A 20,347-nucleotide genomic window follows, 5' to 3' on the forward strand; every position below is an offset into this window, starting at 1 on the left:
GAGTCGGCCGGTCAGGCCCGGCAACCCCGGTGCAATGCCTCGGTCGCGCGCCGACGGCGCAGCAGCAGATATCCCGCCCAGGACGTGACGACGCAGATGGCGACCAGCACGCGCACCAGCCCCAGCGCGCTCTCCGGATAGATCACGCCGGTCAGGTAGTGATCGATGAACCCGCTCGAGGGCAGTCCGTCCTCGCCCGCGCGGCGGCGCGACCAATCCTCCAGGTGGGTCAGCGGGCAGTCGTAGCCGACCAGGATCGTGCCGAATCCCCACCCGACCGCGAGCAGATGCAACCAGAGGGTGCGCGGCCACCGCCACGCCAGGAAACCGCCGACGACCACGTAGGCGACGAAGGCGAAATGGAGGACCGCGGTGGCGTCGGCCAACAGCCGGTACAGCATCTCACCAGCATAGGCGTCACCAGGGCGAGGTCCGGTAGTCCTTCAGGAAGCAGCCGAACAGGTCGTTGCCGTTCTCGCCCTGCACGATCGGGTCGTAGACGCGGGCGGCGCCGTCGACCAGGTCCAGCGGTGCGTGGAAACCCGATTCGGCCAGGCGCATCTTGGTGTAGTGCGGACGCTCGTCGGTGATCCACCCGGTGTCGACCGCGGTCATCAGGATCGAATCCTCTTCGAACATCTCGCGAGCGCTGGTGCGGGTCAACATGTTCAGCGCGGCCTTCGCCATATTGGTGTGCGGGTGACCCGGCCCCTTGTACGCGCGGGAGAACTGACCCTCCATCGCGGAGACGTTCACGACGTACTTGCGGCGCGCCCCCGCCGCGGCCATCGCCGGTCGCAGCCGGGAGACCAGGATGAACGGCGCGACCGAATTGCACAGTTGCACTTCGAGCAGTTCGGTGGGATCCACCTCGGTGACCGTCTGCACCCAGCTGTTGCTGTGCGCGAGATCGGGCAGCAGACCGCCCGCGTCGATCGCGACGCCGCGTGCGATGCGCTCGGGGGTGGCAGACCCGGCGACCAACGCCAGTTCCGCCACATCGGCCGCGGTGAGCGTCGGCGCGAGGGAGGCGGTGAGCGCGGTGGGGTGGGCCTGCATGGTCTTGCCGAAGGTGACCACGTCGGGCAGCGCGCCCGCGGGCAGCGGACCCGATTCCGCGTCGACCAGCGCGCTGTAGGCGCCCGTCGACCGGCGCACGGTCTGGGCGGCGTTGTTGATCAGGATGTCGAGCGGACCCTGCGCGGCCACATCGTCGGCGAGGGCGACCACCTGGGCCGGATCGCGCAGGTCGATGCCGACGATGCGCAACCGGTCCAGCCAGTCGGCACTGTCGTCCATGGCGGCGAAGCGGCGGATGGCGTCGTTGGGGAAACGGGTGGTGATGGTGGTGTGCGCGCCGTCGCGCAGCAACCGCAAGGCGATGTACATGCCGATCTTGGCGCGGCCACCGGTGAGCAGTGCCCGTCGACCGGACAGATCGGTTCGCGCGTCGCGCTTGGCATGGCTGTCGGCGGCGCAGTCCGGGCACAACTGGTGGTAGAACGCGTCGACCCTGGTGTAGTGCTGTTTGCAGATGTAGCAGGGGCGCGACCGTATCAGGGTGCCCGCGCTCGCACCCGAGGTCGACGAGGTGAGCGGGATACCCGCGGTCTCGTCGTCGATCCGATGGGGCGAGCCGGTGGCCGTCGAGGCGACCACGGCCCGGTCGGCCTCCGAGATCGCGGCCCTGGCCTCGTTGCGCCTGCGCTGCTTGAGCTTCTTGAACATGTGCCCGACGGCGCGCTGCACCGCGACCGAATCCGGATGTTCCTTGTCCAGTTGTCCCGCCTGTTCGAGAACACGCAGGCAGGCGGCAAGATCATCCGGATCGATGGCCGGGTCGGTCGGAAGCGGCGACATGGTGTTCTCGGCCATCGGAATGCGGGGCGATCCTTCGTGAACGGGGGCGGTTTGCGCGTCCATTGTCGCATTCGCCCTGCGTGCCCGGCCGAACGCCTCCGTCCACCGCTTTCGTCCGGCTACCGGTCGGCGGCGTCGGCGCCGGGGTAGGGCACGTCCGCGTCGAGCAGATCCTCCACGAAATTGGCGATGGCCTCGGCGACGAGAAGTGGTTCGGTCACCGGGAGCCAGTGATCGGCCGGGATGGAATTGCGCCAGAGCCGGTCCACCCAGCGTGCGCTGCCGTAGTAGAGGAACGGCGGGACGAAGACGTCGGTGGTGTCGACCACCAGTTGTACGGGCACGGCGGTACGGCGTTGCCGGGGGCGCAGCAGGTGGTGCGCGAGGTTGACGCAGGCGATCCGCGCGCCCGTCGCCAGATCCGTCCGCCAGGTCGGCGCGGTCGTCGCGTGGACTCGGGCGATGCCGCCGAGTTGTTCGATGACCCAGGTGCGCACCCGCGGCGGGAACGCGATGCGCTGCGCCGCGATCTGTGCCGAATTCGCGCTGTGGCGCCAGAACTTCCTGTCGGTCAGCAATTGCGCCGCGTAACCGGGATCGCGGATCAGTTCGCGCAGGGTGATGCCGACGTGGTCGAGATTCGGTCCGGCGATGGCGGTGAACGAGGCGATCCGGGTGTTGGCCCGCGCGTCGCAGACCGCCTCCCAGATCTGTACGGCTCCCCAGCCGTGCCCGCACACGTGCACCGGTCGATGCGGACTGACCGCGTCGACGAGGGCGAAGAAGTCCTCGGCGAGCAGATCGAGCCGATAGCCGTGCGGTTCGTCGGGTCGCGAGGAGCGTCCGTGTCCGCGCACGTCGTAGGTGATGACCCGGAATCCGTCGGCGAGCAGCACCGCCACGTCGGTCCAGACCCGATGGGTGTCGGAGAGTCCGTGCACCAGCACCAGGGGTTCGTCACCGCGCCTGCCCCATTCGTAGACGGCCAGGTCCACCCCGTGCCCGCGCACGGTCGTCGTGCGAACGGGACGATGGGTGCCCGCCGGATCGGGGGTGTCGAACGGTCGATTCATGTCGGTGTCGCCTCGGTCGCTGAGCTGTCGTCGGCGGATGCGATCCATCCGCGTGTACCGCCGGTACGTTCACCGATAGTGACAGTGCGAACGATCTGCCGCAATGTTTCGACGGGTAACGACAGGCTTCCGGTCTGCTTGCACCCGGTCGAGCGTACCGGCGGTACGATAGGCTCGCGCTGTGGCCCGCATCAACGCCCGACCCGTGTCGCGCACGGTTTCCCGCGAGGAGATCGTCGACGCCGCGATCCGGGTGATCGACAGGGAAGGCCCCCGTCCGAGCATGGACGACATCGCCCGCGAGGCGGGTATCACCAAACCGCGCCTCTACCGCAGGTTCGCCGACAAGGCCGACCTCTACACCGAGATCGGCGACCGGATGGCCAAGGCGGCGTCCGTGGGCGCGGGCCGGGATCTGACACTCATCGTCGCGCCGCCGCGCGTCGCGCTCGGGCGGGTGCTGACCGGTTACGCCGACAGCATCCTGGCCCATCCCGACGTTTTCCGTTTCCTCGGCCAAGCGCAGGTGACCCAGCAGGCGGACGGCTCGGTCCTGCAATTCGACCTCGGCCGGGCCGCCGCGGCCCGGCTCACCACGCAGGCTCGCGAATTCGCGCGATCGCTGCCGATCGACCCGGCGGGTATCGACTACCTCGCACGCGCCGTGGTCGGGGTCGTCGTGGCGGTGACCGATCTGTGGCTCGGTGACGCCGGACGGCCCGCGCCCGAACGCACGGCCGAATTCGTGGATCAAGCCACCGAATTCGTGTGGGGCATGATCGACGGTTTCCTGCGGCGGCAGGGCATCACCGCCGATCCCGATACCCCGATACTGACCACTCTCGCCGCCATCGGCGGATTCGCCCACCCCGCGGGCTGAGCGTCCCCACCCATCCGGATCCGGATCGCGCCGACTTCTGCCACGATTTGTTGACATCATGCCAATAGTGGTGGAATCTGAGGGCGAGGGTCCGGCGCGGAGGTCGGATCCGTGGCGTCGTCCCCGCGCGTGACCGTGGGGACACCGCGTTCCGGCAGCGAGGCAAAGGATCGGCGAGATGGCACGTGCGGCATGGAGTGACGACGAGGTCGAGGCGGTTCGCGAACTCGCGCGGGCATTCTTCGAGAAGGAAGTCGTCCCGCACGAGGAGAAATTCGTCGCGCAGGGACATCCGGATCGTCACCTGTACAACCGGGCCGGCGAACTCGGCCTGCTCTGCCCGTCGGTTCCGGCCGAATACGGTGGCGGTGGCGGGACCTTCGCGCACGAGGCCGCGATCATCGAGGAGCAGGCCTTCGCGGGCGACGGGTCGCTCGGACTGCCGGTCCACAGCACCATCATCGCGCCCTACCTCCAGCATTTCGGTTCCGAGGAACTCAAGCGGCGGGTGCTGCCCAAGGCGGCCGGCGGTGAGATGGTGCTCTCCATCGGCATGACCGAACCCGGCACCGGCTCGGATCTGCAGAACATCAAGACCAGGGCCGTGCGCGAAGGCGACGAGTACGTCATCACCGGCTCGAAGATCTTCATCACCAACGGCTGGCTCTGCGACGGCATCATCATCGCCGCCAAGACCGACCCCACCAAAGGCGCCGCGGGCGTTTCGCTCATCTTCGCCGAGGTCTCCGACGACACCCCGGGTTTCAAGCGTGGCCGCATCCTGAACAAGATCGGCGGCAAGGCCCAGGACACCGCCGAACTGTTCTTCGACGGTCTCCGCGTGCCCGCCACCAATCTGCTCGGCGAGGCCGAGGGCCAGGGTTTCTATCAGATGATGCAGTTGCTGGCCCAGGAGCGGCTGGTCACCGGCATCATCGCGGTCGCGATGATGGAGAAGGCGGTCGCGCTGACCGTCGATTACACCAAGGGCCGCGAGGCATTCGGCAAACCGCTGTTCGCCATGCAGAACACCAAATTCGAACTGGCCGAATGCGCGACGCTGGCGCGGGTCAGCCGCATCTTTCTCGACGATTGCATCACCAGGCACCTGCGCGGCGAACTCGATATCCCGACCGCGGCGATGTCGAAGTACTGGCTCACCGACCAACTCGGTATCGTTGTCGACCGCTGCCTGCAACTGTTCGGCGGCTACGGCTACATGACGGAGTATCCGATTTCGCAGCTCTACACCGGCGCCCGCGTTCTGCGCATCCTGGCGGGCAGCAACGAGGTGATGAAGGATCTCATTGCCAGATCGCTCTGATATCCGCGACCCGGCGGCGGCGCCGGACGCCGTCGTCGAGCCCGCGCCGCGCAGGCGCAGGCTCGAACCCGACGAACGCCGCGCGCAGATCCTCGCCTGCGCCATCGACATGTTCGGCGAGCGGCCCTACGCGGCGGTGTCCACGGCCGGGCTCGCCCAGCGCGCGGGAGTGGCGCGCGGGCTGATCAACCACTATTTCGGCAACAAACGCGATCTCTACCTCGCCGTGGTCCACCGGATGGTGACACTGCCGAGAATCGACGACATGGTCGTGCCGACCGGCACCGCGCGCGAACGCGTCGAGGCGAGCGTGAACTGGCTGCTCGACACCATCGCCGAACACGGCAACACGTGGGTCAAGGTGACCAGCCACGAGGGCGTCGGCAACGATCCCGAGGTGCAGCAGATCCTCGACGAAGCCGACGACGCGGCCGCCGAACGGATGCTGCTCATGGTCGGCATGGCCGATTCGGCCCACGGTGCGCAATTGCGCGCACTGGTCCGCGCGTTCGGTGGACTCGTGAAAGTCGCGGGCCGGGAATGGATCGTCCGTGGCACGCTGCGCCGCGACGAGGTGCACGCACTGTTGGTCGACATGCTGACGACTCTGGTCAGCGAGACGATGCCGCGGGTCGACAGCGGCCGCTGATCGTCGGTGCGCGGCATGCGAATACGCACCGCGCGCCTTTTCGGGCCATTCGAACTTTCGGGGTCGGTCGATTTCAGCAACCGTCACCGCATTCATCGAAAATAGAGTTTGCCGGTTCGTTACGGCCGGTCCGCTCGCGGCCTCCTCGGGTCTGTTTCGGATATCCGTCCGGGGATCCGCTAGCAGCTGATCCGGGAATTCGGGCCAAATGTTGGGTTCTGCCCCTATTCTGTGACCTTATCGAGGCGGGGTTCGGGCAGCTCGAGGTTCCTGCGCGAATGGTTGGACGCGAAAGGGACGTGAGTATGGCAAGGGTGCAGCAGTGGGAGGACCGCGAACGCGAGCGTGAGAGGTGGGCCGAACCGGAGGAGGAGCGCTGGCCGCAGGTGCGGCCCGAGGACCGCGACGGCGGCGACTTCCGTCCGATCGTCAATCCGTACGCGATCGTCGCCCTCGTCGCGGCGTTGCTGGCACTGTTCCCCATCGCGATCATCTTCGGACTCATCGCCTTCAGCCATCCCAAGGGCAAGGGCATGGCGACGTTGGCGGTGCTGCTCGGGCTGGCCGAAGTGACGGCCGTCGCCGCGTTCATCGTGCTCGGCGGGTCGCTCGCCGACGGGATCGGCAAGGACGACATGCCCTTCGCCGCGCAGACCGACGCGTCGCCGGTGGCGACGACCACGACGGTGGCGTCGCTCGCGCCGACCACGCCCAACGCACTACCGACCGCCGCGGTCATCGCCACCACGCAGATCGCGGCCACCAAAGGCACCGGCTGTGCCGAAGCGCAGGTGGGAGCGATAGGCCAGGGCGCGGACGGCGGCACGCTGCTGTGCCTGGCGGTGACCGGATCCACCGGCAAATACCAGTGGGCCGGTCCGTACAACGTCGGCACCGGCCAGTTCGACGCGGGCACCACCTGCGATCCGACGGTGTCGAAATCCGGCCGCACCGCCGACGGGCGCGCGCTGGTGTGCGAGGGCACCGGGCGCAGTGGTAAATGGACGGCCTGGACGGAGTAGTCACTCCGTCCGCACGACCCGGCTACTCCGCCTTCTTGGCCCGGCTCGGCTGCACCCGCGGCGGTTCGTTGGGCATCTTCGGATACTGCGGCGGCCACGGCGCGTCCATCAGTCCCGAGGCCATATCGCGTGCGGACATCTCCAACAGCGGTTCGATCGATTGCGGTGCGCGCCGCGCCCACGGGTCGCCGAATTCGGCCAACCGGGCGGGGACGGTGGCGATGGTCAGTTCGTCGGGGACCACGGTGTCGAGTTCTGACCACGAGATCGGCGTGGACACCTGAGCGCCCACTTTGGGCCGCGCACACCATGCGCCGAATACCGTCTTGTGCGGCGCGTTCTGATTGAAGTCGACGAATACGCGCGTTCCGCGTTCTTCCTTCCACCATTGCGCCGTGATCTCTTCGGGATGTCGTCGTTCCAATTCGCGCGCGAGCGCCACCGCCGCGGCCCGCACCTGATAGCCGTCCCATTTCTGCTCCAGGGCGACGTAGATGTGCAATCCACGCGAGCCCGAGGTCTTGACGCGGGATTCGATGCCGAGTTCGCCGAACAGTTCCCGGGTGCGGACGGCGGCGCGGCGGAGATCATCGAAGGCGATGCCGGGGGACGGATCGAGGTCGATCCGCAACTCGTCGGCGATCGTCAGATCGTCCACGTGATTGGGCCAGACGTGGAAACCCAGGCAGCCCTGGTTGACCGCCCACAGGATATGCGCGAGATCGTGGGCGACCAGCGCGTCGCTGGTGGTGCCGTTGGGGGTGGAGACCTCCACCGTGTGCAACCAGTCCGGCGCCGATTTCGGCACCCGCTTCTGGAACCACGACTTGCCCGACGCGCCGTCCGGATAGCGTTCGAGCAACAGCGGGCGGTTGCGCACGACGCCGAGAAACGGTTCGGCGACCGCCTGGTAGTAGCGGACCAGATCCAGCTTCGTCTCACCGCGTTTGGTGAAGTAGACCTTGTCCGGATTGCTGATCGTGACGGTTCTGCCGTCGACCTCGATATCGACCGACTCGCTCATCCGGTGGACGCTTCCTCGAAGATGGTGCTCAACTCGGCCGGTGCGACCTCGTCGAGCTGGGCGTAGGTACAGGATCGCGGGGTGCGATCGGCGCGGAACCGCACCAGCCTGCCGCCGTGGCGCAGCCGCCCGGACTGGACGTGCTCGTAGCGCACCTCGGCGACGAGTTCGGGGCGCACCGCTTCCCAGGACAGATCCTTGCCGCCGGTCCAACGGCTCACTCCGCCCGGCATCTTGCCGTCGGCCTTGGCCTGCGCCGCCGCGTCCGCCCATTCCCGCCACGGATGATTCTCGAGCGCGTTCTCCCGCAGCGGCGCCAGTTCGTCGACCAACTCCTTGCGCCTGGCGGCGGTGAAACTGCTCGCGACCCCGACATGGTGCATATGCCCCTCGTCGTCGAAGAGCCCGAGCAGCAGCGAGCCGACACCCTCGCCGTCCTTGTGCCAGCGGAATCCGGCGACGACGCAGTCGGCCGTGCGTTCGTGTTTGATCTTGAGCATGATCCGCTTGTCCTGCATGTAGGTCGCCGCGTCGGATTTGGCGATCACCCCGTCGAAACCCGCGCCCTCGAATCGGGTGAACCAATCCTGGGCGACATCGGGATCACGGGTGAGCGGGGTGAGGTGCACCCGCGCCAACGCCGTGTCCAGGATCGTCTCCAACAGACGCCTGCGCTCGGCGAACGGCTCCTCGGTCAGATCCCGGTCGCCGAGGGCGAGCAGGTCGAACGCGACGAAACTGGCCGGTGTCTCCACGGCCAGTTTGGCGACCCGGGACGCGGCCGGATGTAGCCGGTTCTGGAGTGTGTCGAAATCGAGGCCCTGATCGGTGACGACCACGATCTCGCCGTCGACGACGCATCTGTCGGGTAGCGCCTGCTTCAGCAAGGCGGCGACCTCGGGAAAGTAGCGGGTCAACGGGCGATCGTTACGGGAGCCCAATTCCACCTCGTCGCCGTCGCGGAACACGATGCAGCGAAATCCGTCCCATTTCGGCTCGTAGCTCAGCCCTGGCTCGCGCGGCACCGAGGGCGCCGTCTTGGCGAGCATCGGCCGAACGGGTGGCATCACCGGTAGGTCCACACGTTCCTCCTCGGGTCGTCGGTCACCCATGTAGACGTCGACGGCCGAGAGAACTCATCGGTACGCCGCAGAGCACGATCGTATGCGCGGGGACCGACATCGACGCCGCATTCACCGCCGAGAGCCGCGGTGCGTCGATCGGTGCCGACCGTTCACCCCTAACGGGTGAGGTCAGCGGGGGTGGGGCATGCGAAATTCGACGGGTGGCCGGGTCGGAACCCGGCTCGTTTCGGACCTGGAGTCGACGGGAGGAGCGGCCGATGGCTTTCGTTTCACCGGAAGGCGGCGGCCATGAGTGAGCTGTTCGGGCAATTGGTTCCGGAGATGATCGGGCTGCTCATCACCCCCGCCGCCGTCGTCGGCTGTGTGCTGCTGCTGCAATCGGGCAACGCGGTGCGCAACGCGTTCAGCTTCGGCGCCGCGTTTCTGCTCGTCTATCTACAGATCGGCCTGGCGGGGCTGCTCGGTGGCGCCACCGACCCGCACGCCACCTCGACGACGGTCGCGCACTGGGTCGGATTCCTGGTCGGACTGATGTTCCTGGCGATCGGCGCGGTGCTGCTGCTCCGTCATCCGAGCCGAGCCCCCGGCAAGCCGCGGTGGATCACCGAACTCGAATCGGCGGGCCCCCGCAGGGCTTTCGCCGCCGGACTGGTACTGGCCGTACTCAACCCGAATCTGTTCATCATGCTGTCCGGCATCAGTGTGATCGCCCAATCCGGTTCCGGCCCCGCCGTATCGATCTTCGCGACGGGTCTGCTGCTGCTCGCCGCCGCACTCGATTTCCTGATCCCGATCGGCATGTATGTGCTGATGGGCGACCGCGCGCGCTCCGGGTTGGGCGCGGCCAAGCAGTGGATGGTCGAGCACGATCGAATACTCGCGGTCTGCGTATTCGTCGGCTTCGGCCTGCTGTTCACCGGCCGTGGATTGGCGGCACTGCGATGAGTACAGCCACCGAGGTGAATTCAGGTCCCGCGCGGTCGGATCACCCGCTGTCGGAGAGGAGATAGGACATGCGCGTTCGCAGGCTTCCCGGTCGACTCGGGGCGGTGCGGATGTACCGCGAACTGCCGATCCGAGTGGATCTGCCCCTGGTGTTCGACGAACTCGACTACCAGATGGCGTGCCAGACCTACCTGTGGGCGCTGCCACTGGTCTCCTACGCGCAGTGGCAACAGCAGCACCGCGAGGTCTTCGGCGCGGGCGACTACGACGTCGTCCACTACGTGACCTACACCGACCGCCTCGGATTGATCACCGCGAACGCGACGACGCCCTACGTCATCGGTTTCCTCGACCTGTCGGTGACCGGCCCGGTCGTGGTCGAGATCCCGCCGGGCCCCGTCGCGGGCGGTATGTCGGATTTCTGGCAGCGCGAATTCGGCGTCATCGGCGAGATGGGCCCCGACGAAGGCAAGGGCGGGCAGCACCTGATCGTCCCGGTGGGCGAGGAGGTGCCCGAGACAGACGAGGACTATTTCGTGCACCGCGCCACCGGCACACACGTGATGGTCGGATTGCGGACCCTGGATCCCGACCCCGCCGAAGCCGCCGAACTCGTGCACGGTATCCGGATCCGGCCGCTGACCGGCGACGCGCCGCAGACCCAGGTCATCTCGCCCGAAGACCGGCGATGGAGTGGGGCGCAGCCGCGCGGAGTCGAGTACTGGGCGCGGCTGCACGATATCTACCAGCGTGAGATCGTCGACGAGCGCGACCGCTTCTACCTGGCCATGCTGCGCCGATTCGGCATCGAGCGCGATGCACCGTTCGAGCCGGACGAATCGCTGCGCAGGCTGCTGACCGAGGCCGCGATGGCGGGGGAGTTGATGGCCCAGGCGAATTCGTTCGCCACGCGCTCACCCGAGGCGCGGTATTGGCACGATCGGCGGTGGGAACTGCTGCTGCGTCTTGACCACTCCGATCAGCGCGGTCCCTACTACGACCAGTTGCTCGAGCGCAGCGCGTGGTTCTACCAGGCGGTCGGATTCTCCGAGGCGATGAAGAGTCAGACACCGGGCAAGGGACAGGCGTACCTGGCGTCCTACAGCGATACCACGGGTGACTGGCTCGACGGCGGCGGCTTCTACACGCTGCGGGTGCCCGCCGACCCGCCCGCGGCATTGTTCTGGTCGGTCACCGTCTACGACGTCGCGACCCGATGCCTGATCAACAACCAGCAGCAACGTGGTGACCGGGGCTCGCTCGACACCGATATGGTCGTCAACGCCGACGGCTCGGTCGACCTGTTCTTCGGACCCTCACCGCCCGCGACGGGCACGACCAACTGGGTGCAGACGGTGCCGGGCCGACACTGGTTCACCTATTTCCGCTGCTACGGTCCGCTCGAGTCCTATTTCGACCGCAGCTGGAAATTGGAGGACGTCGTCAGGAGAGGGTGACGCGGCTCAGGTGTCGAGCCAGCCGTGTTCTTCGGCGAATGTCGTCAGGCGCTCACGAATGGTGAGAATCTCGCCCGCGGTGAGGGCGGGACTGGCATCGAGCAACAACTCGGTGATGAGACGCTGGTGTTCGACGGCGGTGAGCTGACCGGTGTGCGACTTTTCCTTCTTGTGCCGGGGCGGCGGCCCGGAAGGCGCACCGCCGACGGCGGTGAGGTTGATCGCTTTCGGGCCGCGGTCGCCCTCGGTGACGTCGAATTCGAAAACCCGGCCCTGACGTAACTCGTCCTCGTCCAACCCGATGTCGTTCACATGGACGAACACGTCGGGCCCACCGTCTTCGGGCCTGATGAACCCGAAACCCCGCGAACTGTCGAAAGACACCAACTTACCGATGGACACCAACACCCGCTCCTCGCCGCCGCCGTCACTTCCGGGCCACTTTAGCCCGCATTATCCTCGACGTTGTTCGAAAGCGCCTTTTGAAGCGAGTTGAACACCGTCAATCCCTGGCCGACCATTCCGTTCACCAATTCACTCACACCGTCGGGGCCGTTGAGCACCGTCAGGTTCGCATTGGACAGACCTGCCGCCGCCTGCTTGACGATTTCGGGCAACTGCTCGATCAGCAACTGGTCCAGCGCGATTCGATTGTTCGACGCGGCGGCCTCGGCCTGGATCCTGGTCCGGCCGGCTTCCGCCTCGGCCAGGATGCGCACCCGTTCCGCCTCGGCGAGAGCGGGTTTGACGACCTCGTACTGCAACTGTTGTTCGCGCAGTTCGGCCTCCTTGCGGGCCTGCTCGGCCTGCGCGGTCAGCACTTCCTGCATGGCGATCGCCTGGGCCAGCGGACCTGACTGCGCCGCCTCCGAGTTCGCCTTGTCGATATCGCGCTGATATTGGGCTTTGAGAATCAGGGTTTCGCGCTGGTACTCGGCTTGTCTGCGCAGCGATTCCTGTTCGGCCTCGGCCGCCCGCTGCGCGGCCTGGGCCTGCGCGATCTGCGCGTCCCGCTGCACCGCGGCGTTGTGCGGCGCGGCGAGGGCATTGATGTAGCCGAGATTACCGTCGTCGATGGACTGGATCTGGAACGAATCCACCCACAGCCCGATATTGCCCATCTCGACCTTGGACGCGATGAGTACTTCGTCGGCCAGTTTCTGGCGTTCCCGGATGATCTCCTCGACCGTCATCGAGCCGACGATGGAGCGCAGATGACCGGAGAAGATACGCCCGGTCAGCACCGACATCTCCTTTTCCTGTTCGGAAAGGAATCGTTGCGCGGCATTGACGATGGAAACGGTGTCGTTGGCGACCTTGAACGCGATGACGGCGCGGACGTCGAGCTGGATCGCCTGTTTGGTGACGCAGCGTTCCTTGATCTCGGCCTCGAACATCGCCAGCGACAGATAGCTGACCTTGCGGAACAGTGGCACCACCCACGTGCCCCGCCCGATGATCACCCGAAACGGCGCGTTGTCCGCGACCTTGGCGCCGCTGACCAGCATCGCCTCGTCGGGATCAGGTACGTGGTAGCCCAGCACGTCGAACTCCTTCTCTCAGATATCCTGCCGCCGATCCGGCGCGAGCGGAATCCACGGCACGACATCGACGATGCGTCCGGGATGTGCCTCGATGATCAGCACGGTGCTCCCCGCCGCGACCGGCTCGTCCGCCCGTGCGATATACGATTCCGTTCCCCCGCGAATCGCGACCAGGACTTCTCCCAAACCCCCGGCACTGCGAATCGGCGACGTCATCGTACCCGTCAATCCCGTCACGGGATCGGTCATCGCGTGGAACTCCTCCAATGGGCACCGGAACCCGCTCAGCCTACGTGTACTCCGGGCATCGGGGGCGTGCCGCGCAGCGCCCGAGCATGATCGACTCCGTGGCAAGTGGATACACGTGGTCTCACGTATCGTCCTTGCATGGGTGGACGGCTGGCACTGATCGTGGGATCGGAGTGCGCCGCGTTGGGGGAGCTGGGTTTCGTCGCCGAACTGGCGATCGGACTCGAGGCGAATCTGTCCGAATCCGGGGGCTGGCTTCCGGCGAGGTCGGTTTCCGGACCGCTGCTCGATCCGACAGCGGCGGAATTGATTTCCGCCGTCGACGAGGCGTTCGCGGCGGCCGACGCGCAACAGGCGACACTGCTGATCGGTTTCATCGGCCACGGTGTGGCGACCGGAGACGCGGATTTCTATCTGCTGAGCCGTGATTCGCCGCCGGTGCCGACCTCGCGCACCGCCTTCCATCTGACCCAGGAGATCAGGGAGCGGTTGAACCGCTCGACCCTGGACGGTCTCGTCGTCCTGGTCGACGCCTGCGAGACCGAACAGGGCGTGCTCGGCGCGGCGGGGCGCTGGACGGATCTGCTGGCCAGATCGGCCGGACGGATGGAACTGCTGGTCGCGGCGGGTGACGGACCGGCTTTCGCGGGATGTTTCACCAGAACCCTGCTGAAGACCTTCGACGCGGGCCTGCCCGCGCGGGGTGAGAACCTGCTGCCGTCCGATCTCGTCGGGCCGGTCGCGACGGCGTGTACCAGGCAGCAGCCCCAGCACCTGTCGTTCACCTCCGGAGCCGTCTCCGGGCACGGCGGCGATCCGGGATTGTGGCTGGTGCCCAACGTGGCTCGGCGCGGTGATGCCGTAACGGGCCGGGCCGCAGCGGGTTTCGTGGATCATCTGACCAGAAGACTGCTGTTGACGGTCACCGTGCGCGAAACACTCACCGAGATAGTGGAATCCGGAGCGTATCGGCTGCGCGCGGTGGTCGGCCCGCCCGGCGTCGGCAAGTCGACACTGCTGGCCATGCTGATCCGGCCCAGCCTGGTCGACACCCTTCCGGTCGCCCCGGAATACATCACCGCGGCCGTCTTCCTCACGGTGAACAGTTCGTTCGCCGCGGTATCGGCCGAACTGGCCGCGCAGTTGTCGGCGCGACTGCCCGGTTTCGCGGCCGCGGTCGAGACGATCAAGCGGGCGGCCGAGGCCAGCGTCACCGAACTGGACGCCTTCGACATCGAGGTGTGCAGACCGCTGTCGCGACTGGCGGGCGACGGCAGGCGGACCACCATCGTGCTCGACGGGCTCAATCAGCCGGAAGAAGGGGTCAGGCGGCTGCTGATCCGCGCCGTCGCCCAGTTGACGACGCGTCCGGCGCTGCGTCACGTGCGGGTGATCATCGGTTTCCGGGAGGGGGCGGGAGTCGAGGACGATCCGGCCCTGACCCATATGCACCGTATCGCGGTGGTCGAACCCGCCGCCGACGATATCGCCTCGATCGTCGGCACCGTGCGTGCCGACCCGGCCGATGTCGACCGGGCCGACTGGGTGCGCTGGATCGGCGGACTGCTGGTCGACGCCCCCGGCGGATCGGGTGACGCGGGCGCGGCGGCGGGCGGTTGGCTGCTGGCGCGGCTGCTCATGGAGACCGCCTCCGATATCAGCGGCCAGGTGTCCGGTGGTGTCGGGTTGGACGGCATCGTCGCGCTGCGCGTCGAGGAGGCGGTGCGGGCGGCGGGTCCCGAGGGGGTCGGCGCGCTCGGACCTCTACTGGCCGTCCTGGTCGCGGCCGGTGTCGGCCCGGTGCTGCCGATCGAATTGCTCGACGGCGCCATGGCCTCGCTCGGCGCCGACCTGGGCACCTCGCGTATCCGCGACCTGGCGGTGGGACTCGGTGTGCTGGTGACACGCAGCAGACCCGGTACCGAATACGAGACTCTCGGCGTCACCCACGGTGTGCTGCTCCCGGCCCTGCGTGCCGAAACCAACCGTCTCGGTGTGGATCTCGCCGACGGGCACTGGGCAATCGGCCGTGCGATCGCGTCGAGCCTGCACCCGTCCGCTGTCGCCTACGCCCGCAGTTCCGGTCCGCGGCACAGCCTGGCGCACGGTGATTCCGCCGCCGCCGTCGCGTTCCTCATCCGGTTGGAGACCCCGCGCGCCGCGGACAATCGGGATCTGTGGGCGGCGTGGCTGCCGTCGTTCCTGGCGGCGGTCGGACCCGACCATCCGGACAGCCTGCACGCGCGGGGCAGCCTCGCGCGCTGGCGCGGGGTCAGCGGCGATATCGCGGGCGCGATCGCGGAGACCGAGGCCCTGCTCATCGACGAACAGCGCCTACTCGGTCCGACCCATCCGACCACGCTGACCACCAGGAACAATCTCGCGTGGTTGCGCGGTGAGAGCGGCGACCTCAACGGCGCGGTCGCGGAATTCGAGCGATTGCTCGCCGATCAGCGGCGCACGCTGGCTCCCGGGCATCCCGATCTCTTCCGCACCCGCAACAATCTGGCCTACTACCGCGCGCATCGCGGCGATCTGGCGGGCGCGATCGATGAGTTCGAACGTCTCTACGACGATCACCTGGTCCAATTCGGGGCCGATCATCCCGAGACGCTCGGTATTCGCGACAATCTGGCGACCTTCCGCGCCGAGAGCGGCGATCTGGCGGGGGCCATCGCCGATTACGAGCGCCTGCTCGCCGACCGGATCAGGGTGCTCGGCACCGAACACCCGGTCAGCCTCGACACCAGGGACAGCCTGGCCTGGTGCCGTGCCCGCAGCGGTGACCTGCGCGGCGCGGTCGCCGAATTCCAGCGGCTGCTCACCGATCAGCTCCGGGTACTCGGCCCCGACCACCCCGACACCCTGATGACCAGGGACCATCTCGCCTACTCGCGCGGGAAAGCCGGTGATCTGGCCGGCGCGGTGCACGAATACGAGGCGTTGCTCACCGATCGGCTGCGAGTACTCGGCGCCGATCACCCCGAAACCCTCGGCACCAGGGGCAGTCTGGCCTCCTACCGCGCCGACAGCGGTGATCACGCGACGGCGATCGCGGAATTCGAACGCCTGATCCCGGATCAGTTGCGGGTGCTCGGTCCCGATCATCCCGCGATCCTGGTCATCCGGAGCAACCTCGCGGGCGTGCACAGCAGTGTCGGCGATTTCGCCGGTGCCGGAAGGGAATTCGAGCGGTTACTGAGCGATCGGCTCCGGGTGTTCGGTCCCGACCACCCCGACACCCTGGCCACGCGCAGCAATATCGCCTACTGCCGAGCGCGCGGCGGCGATCCGCGCGGAGCCGCCGCCGAATTCGAGAATCTGCTCCGCGATCAGCTGCGGGTGCTCGGTCCCGACCATCCCAATACGCTGATCACGCGCAACAATATCGCGCTCAACCGGGGTGAGGGCGGCGATCTCGCCACCGCCATCGCGGAATTGGAAGTGCTGATCATCGATCAGTTACGCGTCCTCGGTCCCGATCATCCGAATGTGCTCGACGCCAGGCACAATCTGCTGACCTTCAGCCTGCTCGTCCGCGACGCCCACGATGTCACCGATCGGCTGGAGGATCTCGTCGCGGACAAACTCGTGGCGCTCGGCGCCGACCATCCCGGCCTGCTCGTCACCCGGACCGTGCTGGCGAGTCACCGGGCCGACAAGGGCGACGCGGAAATCGCGCTCGCCGATTTCGAGCGGCTGCTGACCGACCGCTTGCGCGTCCTCGGGGCCGATCATCCCGCGACCCTGGACACCAGGCAGCAACTCGCCCTTCTGCGCGGTCGTCTCGGCGACGCGGCGGGCGCTGTCGCCGAACTGGAGGAATTGCTCGATGCTCGGCTGCGGCTGGTGGGCGCCGATCATCCGGCGACCCTGGCCACCCGCAACGATCTGGCGCGGTGGCGGGCCGAAAGCGGCGATCGCGCAGGGGCCATCGCCGATTTCGAAGAACTGTGCGACGGTCTGCTGGCGATTCTGGGACCCGAACACCGCACCACCTTGCAGGCGCGCAACAATCTGGCCCACCATCGGGCCGAAGGCGGTGATATCGGCACCGCCCTCGCCGAATACGAAACGCTGCTCGCCGATCAGATCAGCGCGCTGGGACCGAACGACCCCGACACCGTGTTCACCCGCGAGAATCTCGCCTACCGCAGGGCGATGCGGTGAACACCGTGCGGAACAGCGTCGACGTTCACGGGTTCATTTCATACGTGCCCGCGTAACCCGCCACCTCCTCGTCGACGCGGCGGGACCGATCGGCGTCGATGATCGGCTTGCGCAACACGCTCGTCGCCCAATCCTGTTGCGCCACGGTCGATGACGACTTGCCGAACACGCCGATCGCGTACTGGGAGAAATCGCGCACGAAGATCTCGAAGATCGAGTCGACGATATCGTCGGAGGTGCCGGTGATCGCGGCCTGCTCCAGGATGAGCTGACCGTAGGGGAGCAGGGTGAACAATTCGCCCACCGCCAGTTGGTAATCCAGGTCGCCGATCTGTTCCTCGGTCGGCGGCGCCTGGACCGGGAATTGGGTGAAACTCTCGGCCAGTTCCAGGAACAGCGCCACATTCGGCAGGTGCCGGAATCCGACGAACGCGGTGCGCCAGTCGGCGAATCGGACTTTGCCGAGCCCGGCGGCTCCCGGCTGGCGGAACAACGCCTCGTCGTCACCCGGGTCACGACGCACCGGGACCGGGGGCAATTCTGCCGCGTTGTAGAGGAATCCCGGCATGAACTTGAGCGTGAGCGCCATGTTCACATGCGCCGTACCTTCCAGTCGCGCCATGGAATCGATGGTCGCGCGTGCGACGGCGAAGTAGCTGTCCTTCTCGAAACCCCTGGCGGAGATGACATCGGAGAGTTCGCGGAAAACCCGTTCGCCCTCCCTGGTGACCTTCATCTTGCCGATGGAGTTGAACATCACGAAGCGCCGATCCTCCGGCGTGGAACTGCGCATGTAGTCGATCGCGCGCTCGTGGTAGAGCTTCATCGCGTTGATACGGATATAGGACTCGGACAGGATCCGGCGCACCTGACCGAATTCGGTGACCGGATGACCGAAGAGGATCTTCGTCGACGCCTGATTGATCGTCTCGTGGAAACAGTGCTGCACGATGCCGAGCGTCACCATGCCGATATTGAATTTGCCGCAGTTGACGGCGGCGAGGGCGACATCGAACGCGCGCCGTCCCGTGTGCAGGACGTCCTCGGCGGAGACCGGATAGTTCACCAGATCGTAGGCGCTGACGTAGTTCTGGCCGTGCACCACGTTCTTGACCAGGACGTAGTCCGGGTGCGCGCTGTCGGCGAGAAACCACACGTAGGCGTCGGGCCCCTCCAGGTCGGTCCGTCGCCCGATGGTCGGTACGAGTCGCGCGACATTGCCGTTGCCGATGTAGTACTTGCTGCCGGTGGCGGTGAATCCGCCGACGCCGTCGGGGGTCAGCAGCATGTCGGTGGCGTAGATATCGGCGCCGTGGTCCTTCTCGGAGAGACCGAATCCGATGATGCCGCCGCGGTCGAGTTCCTCCGCCGCGCGAGCGTGCGCCTTGCCGTTGCGGCTCTGCCAGATGGTGGCGAGCCCGAGGGTCGACACGCCCCACGCGTACCAGTACTGGGAGCCGTAGAAGCCGGTGATCTCGTTGAACCGGGAGATGAACGCGGTGTCCCAGCGTTTGTCCGGATCGGCGCCCGCGTGCGCTTTCGGCGTCGCCATATAGGCCAGGACTCGGGATTCGGCCAGGAAGGCCATCCAGTCGTCGTACCACTCCGCGCGGTGGGCGTCCTCGGTGAGCGCGACTTTGCCCTTGTCTTCGAAGAATCCGACGACGGCGGTCAGCAGTTCGCGTGTCTTCGGGTCGAATTCCGCGAAGGTCTCGGTTCTCGGATTGAACAACGGCATGGCGGCACTGCCTTTCCTCGGGCTTGTCCACATGTGATGGCGGCTGCCCTCACATTAGAAGTGATGGCAGCCGTCGTCAAATGCCGTCCGGTCTCTTTCCGACGTCACGAGGAACTGTGGAAGGCTGCACACAGACAGAGAAGAGGAGAAGTGATGGAGTCGCCGCCCGCCGACACCGCGCCGCAGACACCGGCGCTGACCTATCGCGCCCCCACCGAGGACGACCACGCCCGCGTGCTCGCCGTCCTCGACCGGTGGTGGGGTGGACTGGGAGGCGACGACGGCGCCCGACAGCGCGCGGGCCTGCTGCCACGACTGTTCTTCCAGCACTTCACCGACACCAGCGTCGTCGTCGAACGCGACGGTCACCTGGTGGCGTTCCTCATCGGATTCCTGTCCCAGTCCAGGCCGGAGGAGGCCTATATCCACTTCGTCGGCGTCGATCCGGCGCTGCGCGGGCACGGTCTGGGGGGCGAGCTCTACCGTCGATTCTTCGATACGGTGCGCGGACACGGACGCACCGTCGTGCGGGCCATCACCTCCGAGACCAACACCGGTTCGCGCGCGTTCCACGCGCGCATGGGTTTCACCGAGGCCGAACAGAGCTTTCCCGGCTACGACGGCCCCGGCACGACACGGGTGACGTTCGTCCGGGTCTCGAGCCGTAGCCGGATCTAGCCGTAGATGCCGCGGTAGGCGGTGATGGTGGCGACGCAGTGGTCGACGATCTGTTCGCGGCCCGCTCGCAACGATCCGTTCAGCCAGGCGGAGAACATGCCCGCGTTACCGCTGGCCATCGTCACCGCGGCGAGCCTGCGTCGTACCGGATCCTCGATACCGGTGAACAGGTGGTCCTGGATGAGCCGGGTGAAGGCGGGCATCACCGCGATCGTGGTCTGGCCGAGGCCGGTGCTGGAATAGGGCTCGACCAGGAACAGTCGGGATTTGCGCGGATCCTCCAGGACCTTGTCCACCAGCAGTTCCGACAGGGCGCGATCCCTCGTCGGATCGTCGGCGACCGCGAACGCCGTCATCGGTTCGAGGAATTCGTCGGCAACCTGCCGGTACAGCACGTCGAGCAGTTCGTCGCGGCTGGTGAAACTCTCGTAGAAGTAGCGGTCGGTGAGATTGGCCCGCCGACAGACCGCGCGCATCGTGACCCCGGCGGCGCCGGCCTCACCGATCAGGTCGAGCGCCGCCTCCAACAGCGCGATACGACGCGCCTCACGTCGCTCGGTGAGCGTCGTCCCACCCCAGATGCGGGGACCGGCGTCCTCTGATTCCTGACCTGTCTGCACGGTTTCACAGTAATGCGCCGTGGTGGGTG

The 20,347-nt window shown here is 66.9% G+C and carries 18 protein-coding genes; 8 read left to right on the plus strand and 10 right to left on the minus strand.

Features of this window, described 5'->3' with window-relative positions:
- Positions 1-11: 11 nt before the first annotated feature.
- The 3 genes from JZ792_RS03545 to JZ792_RS03555 all read right to left on the minus strand — a co-directional run bounded on the left by JZ792_RS03545 (position 12) and on the right by JZ792_RS03555 (position 2,933).
- The gene (locus tag JZ792_RS03545) at positions 12-401 is read right to left on the minus strand and encodes a DUF2784 domain-containing protein (RefSeq protein ID WP_216906783.1); all 390 of its coding nucleotides are present in this window, start codon (positions 399-401) and stop codon (positions 12-14) included.
- 16 nt (positions 402-417) lie between these two features.
- Entirely contained in the window at positions 418-1,875 is a 1,458-nt protein-coding gene (locus JZ792_RS03550; protein WP_216906785.1) for an SDR family NAD(P)-dependent oxidoreductase, read from the minus strand.
- Between the two features lie 104 nt (positions 1,876-1,979).
- Positions 1,980-2,933, minus strand: a complete 954-nt coding sequence (locus tag JZ792_RS03555) for an alpha/beta fold hydrolase (protein WP_216906787.1) — start codon at positions 2,931-2,933, stop codon at positions 1,980-1,982.
- A gap of 181 nt (positions 2,934-3,114) precedes the next feature.
- Here JZ792_RS03555 and JZ792_RS03560 point away from each other — a divergent pair, with 181 nt between their 5' ends.
- The 4 genes from JZ792_RS03560 (at position 3,115) to JZ792_RS03575 (ending at position 6,808) form a co-directional block, all read left to right on the plus strand.
- Positions 3,115-3,813 carry a TetR/AcrR family transcriptional regulator gene (locus JZ792_RS03560; RefSeq protein WP_216906789.1) on the plus strand — a complete coding sequence of 233 codons (699 nt, stop codon included), beginning with the start codon at positions 3,115-3,117 and terminating at the stop codon, positions 3,811-3,813.
- A gap of 178 nt (positions 3,814-3,991) precedes the next feature.
- The gene (locus tag JZ792_RS03565; RefSeq protein WP_216906791.1) at positions 3,992-5,137 is read left to right on the plus strand and encodes an acyl-CoA dehydrogenase family protein; all 1,146 of its coding nucleotides are present in this window, start codon (positions 3,992-3,994) and stop codon (positions 5,135-5,137) included.
- On the plus strand, positions 5,121-5,786 hold the full coding sequence (locus JZ792_RS03570) for a TetR/AcrR family transcriptional regulator (RefSeq protein WP_254189227.1): 666 nt from the start codon (positions 5,121-5,123) through the stop codon (positions 5,784-5,786). The genes JZ792_RS03565 and JZ792_RS03570 overlap by 17 nt, the downstream gene beginning before the upstream one ends.
- Positions 5,787-6,091: 305 nt before the next feature.
- Positions 6,092-6,808, plus strand: coding sequence for a hypothetical protein (locus tag JZ792_RS03575; RefSeq protein ID WP_216906793.1), 717 nt, complete (start codon positions 6,092-6,094; stop codon positions 6,806-6,808).
- A gap of 22 nt (positions 6,809-6,830) precedes the next feature.
- On the opposite strand, the gene ligD is transcribed toward JZ792_RS03575, so the two are convergent.
- Together ligD and JZ792_RS03585 are read right to left on the minus strand one after the other, a co-directional pair.
- Entirely contained in the window at positions 6,831-7,832 is a 1,002-nt protein-coding gene (gene ligD / locus JZ792_RS03580) for a non-homologous end-joining DNA ligase (protein WP_216906795.1), read from the minus strand.
- On the minus strand, positions 7,829-8,914 hold the full coding sequence (locus tag JZ792_RS03585) for an ATP-dependent DNA ligase (RefSeq protein ID WP_216906797.1): 1,086 nt from the start codon (positions 8,912-8,914) through the stop codon (positions 7,829-7,831). The genes ligD and JZ792_RS03585 overlap by 4 nt, the downstream gene beginning before the upstream one ends.
- 291 nt (positions 8,915-9,205) lie before the next feature.
- Here JZ792_RS03585 and JZ792_RS03590 point away from each other — a divergent pair, with 291 nt between their 5' ends.
- On the plus strand, positions 9,206-9,862 hold the full coding sequence (locus tag JZ792_RS03590) for a GAP family protein (protein ID WP_216906799.1): 657 nt from the start codon (positions 9,206-9,208) through the stop codon (positions 9,860-9,862).
- Positions 9,863-9,930: 68 nt separating this feature from the next.
- Positions 9,931-11,319 (plus strand): DUF1254 domain-containing protein, encoded by a 1,389-nt coding sequence (locus tag JZ792_RS03595; RefSeq protein WP_216906801.1) that lies wholly within the window; start codon positions 9,931-9,933, stop codon positions 11,317-11,319.
- 6 nt (positions 11,320-11,325) lie between these two features.
- Here the strand turns inward: JZ792_RS03595 and JZ792_RS03600 are convergent, their stop codons facing one another.
- Genes JZ792_RS03600 through JZ792_RS03610 form a run of 3 tightly spaced genes read right to left on the minus strand, consistent with a single transcriptional unit; the run spans position 11,326 to position 13,112 of the window.
- A complete protein-coding gene (locus JZ792_RS03600; protein WP_216906803.1) occupies positions 11,326-11,727 on the minus strand; it encodes a cold-shock protein in 402 nt (133 codons plus the stop codon).
- 35 nt (positions 11,728-11,762) lie between these two features.
- Positions 11,763-12,863 carry an SPFH domain-containing protein gene (locus tag JZ792_RS03605; protein WP_216906804.1) on the minus strand — a complete coding sequence of 367 codons (1,101 nt, stop codon included), beginning with the start codon at positions 12,861-12,863 and terminating at the stop codon, positions 11,763-11,765.
- Positions 12,864-12,878: 15 nt separating this feature from the next.
- Positions 12,879-13,112 carry an NfeD C-terminal domain-containing protein gene (locus JZ792_RS03610; protein WP_216906805.1) on the minus strand — a complete coding sequence of 78 codons (234 nt, stop codon included), beginning with the start codon at positions 13,110-13,112 and terminating at the stop codon, positions 12,879-12,881.
- Positions 13,113-13,250: 138 nt separating this feature from the next.
- Here JZ792_RS03610 and JZ792_RS03615 point away from each other — a divergent pair, with 138 nt between their 5' ends.
- Complete coding sequence (locus tag JZ792_RS03615; RefSeq protein WP_216906807.1) at positions 13,251-17,282, plus strand: ATP-binding protein; 4,032 nt, start codon at positions 13,251-13,253, stop codon at positions 17,280-17,282.
- Between the two features lie 25 nt (positions 17,283-17,307).
- Here JZ792_RS03615 and JZ792_RS03620 read toward each other — a convergent pair whose 3' ends face one another.
- On the minus strand, positions 17,308-19,020 hold the full coding sequence (locus JZ792_RS03620; RefSeq protein WP_216906809.1) for an acyl-CoA dehydrogenase family protein: 1,713 nt from the start codon (positions 19,018-19,020) through the stop codon (positions 17,308-17,310).
- Between the two features lie 153 nt (positions 19,021-19,173).
- Here JZ792_RS03620 and JZ792_RS03625 point away from each other — a divergent pair, with 153 nt between their 5' ends.
- Entirely contained in the window at positions 19,174-19,698 is a 525-nt protein-coding gene (locus JZ792_RS03625) for a GNAT family N-acetyltransferase (RefSeq protein ID WP_216906811.1), read from the plus strand.
- Here JZ792_RS03625 and JZ792_RS03630 read toward each other — a convergent pair.
- Positions 19,695-20,318 (minus strand): TetR/AcrR family transcriptional regulator, encoded by a 624-nt coding sequence (locus tag JZ792_RS03630; RefSeq protein WP_216906813.1) that lies wholly within the window; start codon positions 20,316-20,318, stop codon positions 19,695-19,697. The two genes, JZ792_RS03625 and JZ792_RS03630, sit on opposite strands and share 4 nt — an antisense overlap.
- Positions 20,319-20,347: the final 29 nt, after the last annotated feature.

The organism is Nocardia noduli (assembly GCF_019038455.1).
Lineage (GTDB): Bacteria > Actinomycetota > Actinomycetes > Mycobacteriales > Mycobacteriaceae > Nocardia > Nocardia noduli.

Bases quoted from the DNA above. Each gene is read 5' to 3' on its own strand.
- JZ792_RS03545 (WP_216906783.1), bottom strand. From the start codon at position 401: ATGCTGTACCGGCTGTTGGCCGACGCCACCGCGGTCCTCCATTTCGCC.
- JZ792_RS03550 (WP_216906785.1), bottom strand. From the start codon at position 1,875: ATGGCCGAGAACACCATGTCGCCGCTTCCGACCGACCCGGCCATCGAT.
- JZ792_RS03555 (WP_216906787.1), bottom strand. From the start codon at position 2,933: ATGAATCGACCGTTCGACACCCCCGATCCGGCGGGCACCCATCGTCCC.
- JZ792_RS03565 (WP_216906791.1), top strand. From the start codon at position 3,992: ATGGCACGTGCGGCATGGAGTGACGACGAGGTCGAGGCGGTTCGCGAA.
- JZ792_RS03575 (WP_216906793.1), top strand. From the start codon at position 6,092: ATGGCAAGGGTGCAGCAGTGGGAGGACCGCGAACGCGAGCGTGAGAGG.
- ligD (WP_216906795.1), bottom strand. From the start codon at position 7,832: ATGAGCGAGTCGGTCGATATCGAGGTCGACGGCAGAACCGTCACGATC.
- JZ792_RS03590 (WP_216906799.1), top strand. From the start codon at position 9,206: ATGAGTGAGCTGTTCGGGCAATTGGTTCCGGAGATGATCGGGCTGCTC.
- JZ792_RS03595 (WP_216906801.1), top strand. From the start codon at position 9,931: ATGCGCGTTCGCAGGCTTCCCGGTCGACTCGGGGCGGTGCGGATGTAC.
- JZ792_RS03610 (WP_216906805.1), bottom strand. From the start codon at position 13,112: ATGACCGATCCCGTGACGGGATTGACGGGTACGATGACGTCGCCGATT.
- JZ792_RS03615 (WP_216906807.1), top strand. From the start codon at position 13,251: ATGGGTGGACGGCTGGCACTGATCGTGGGATCGGAGTGCGCCGCGTTG.
- JZ792_RS03620 (WP_216906809.1), bottom strand. From the start codon at position 19,020: ATGCCGTTGTTCAATCCGAGAACCGAGACCTTCGCGGAATTCGACCCG.
- JZ792_RS03625 (WP_216906811.1), top strand. From the start codon at position 19,174: ATGGAGTCGCCGCCCGCCGACACCGCGCCGCAGACACCGGCGCTGACC.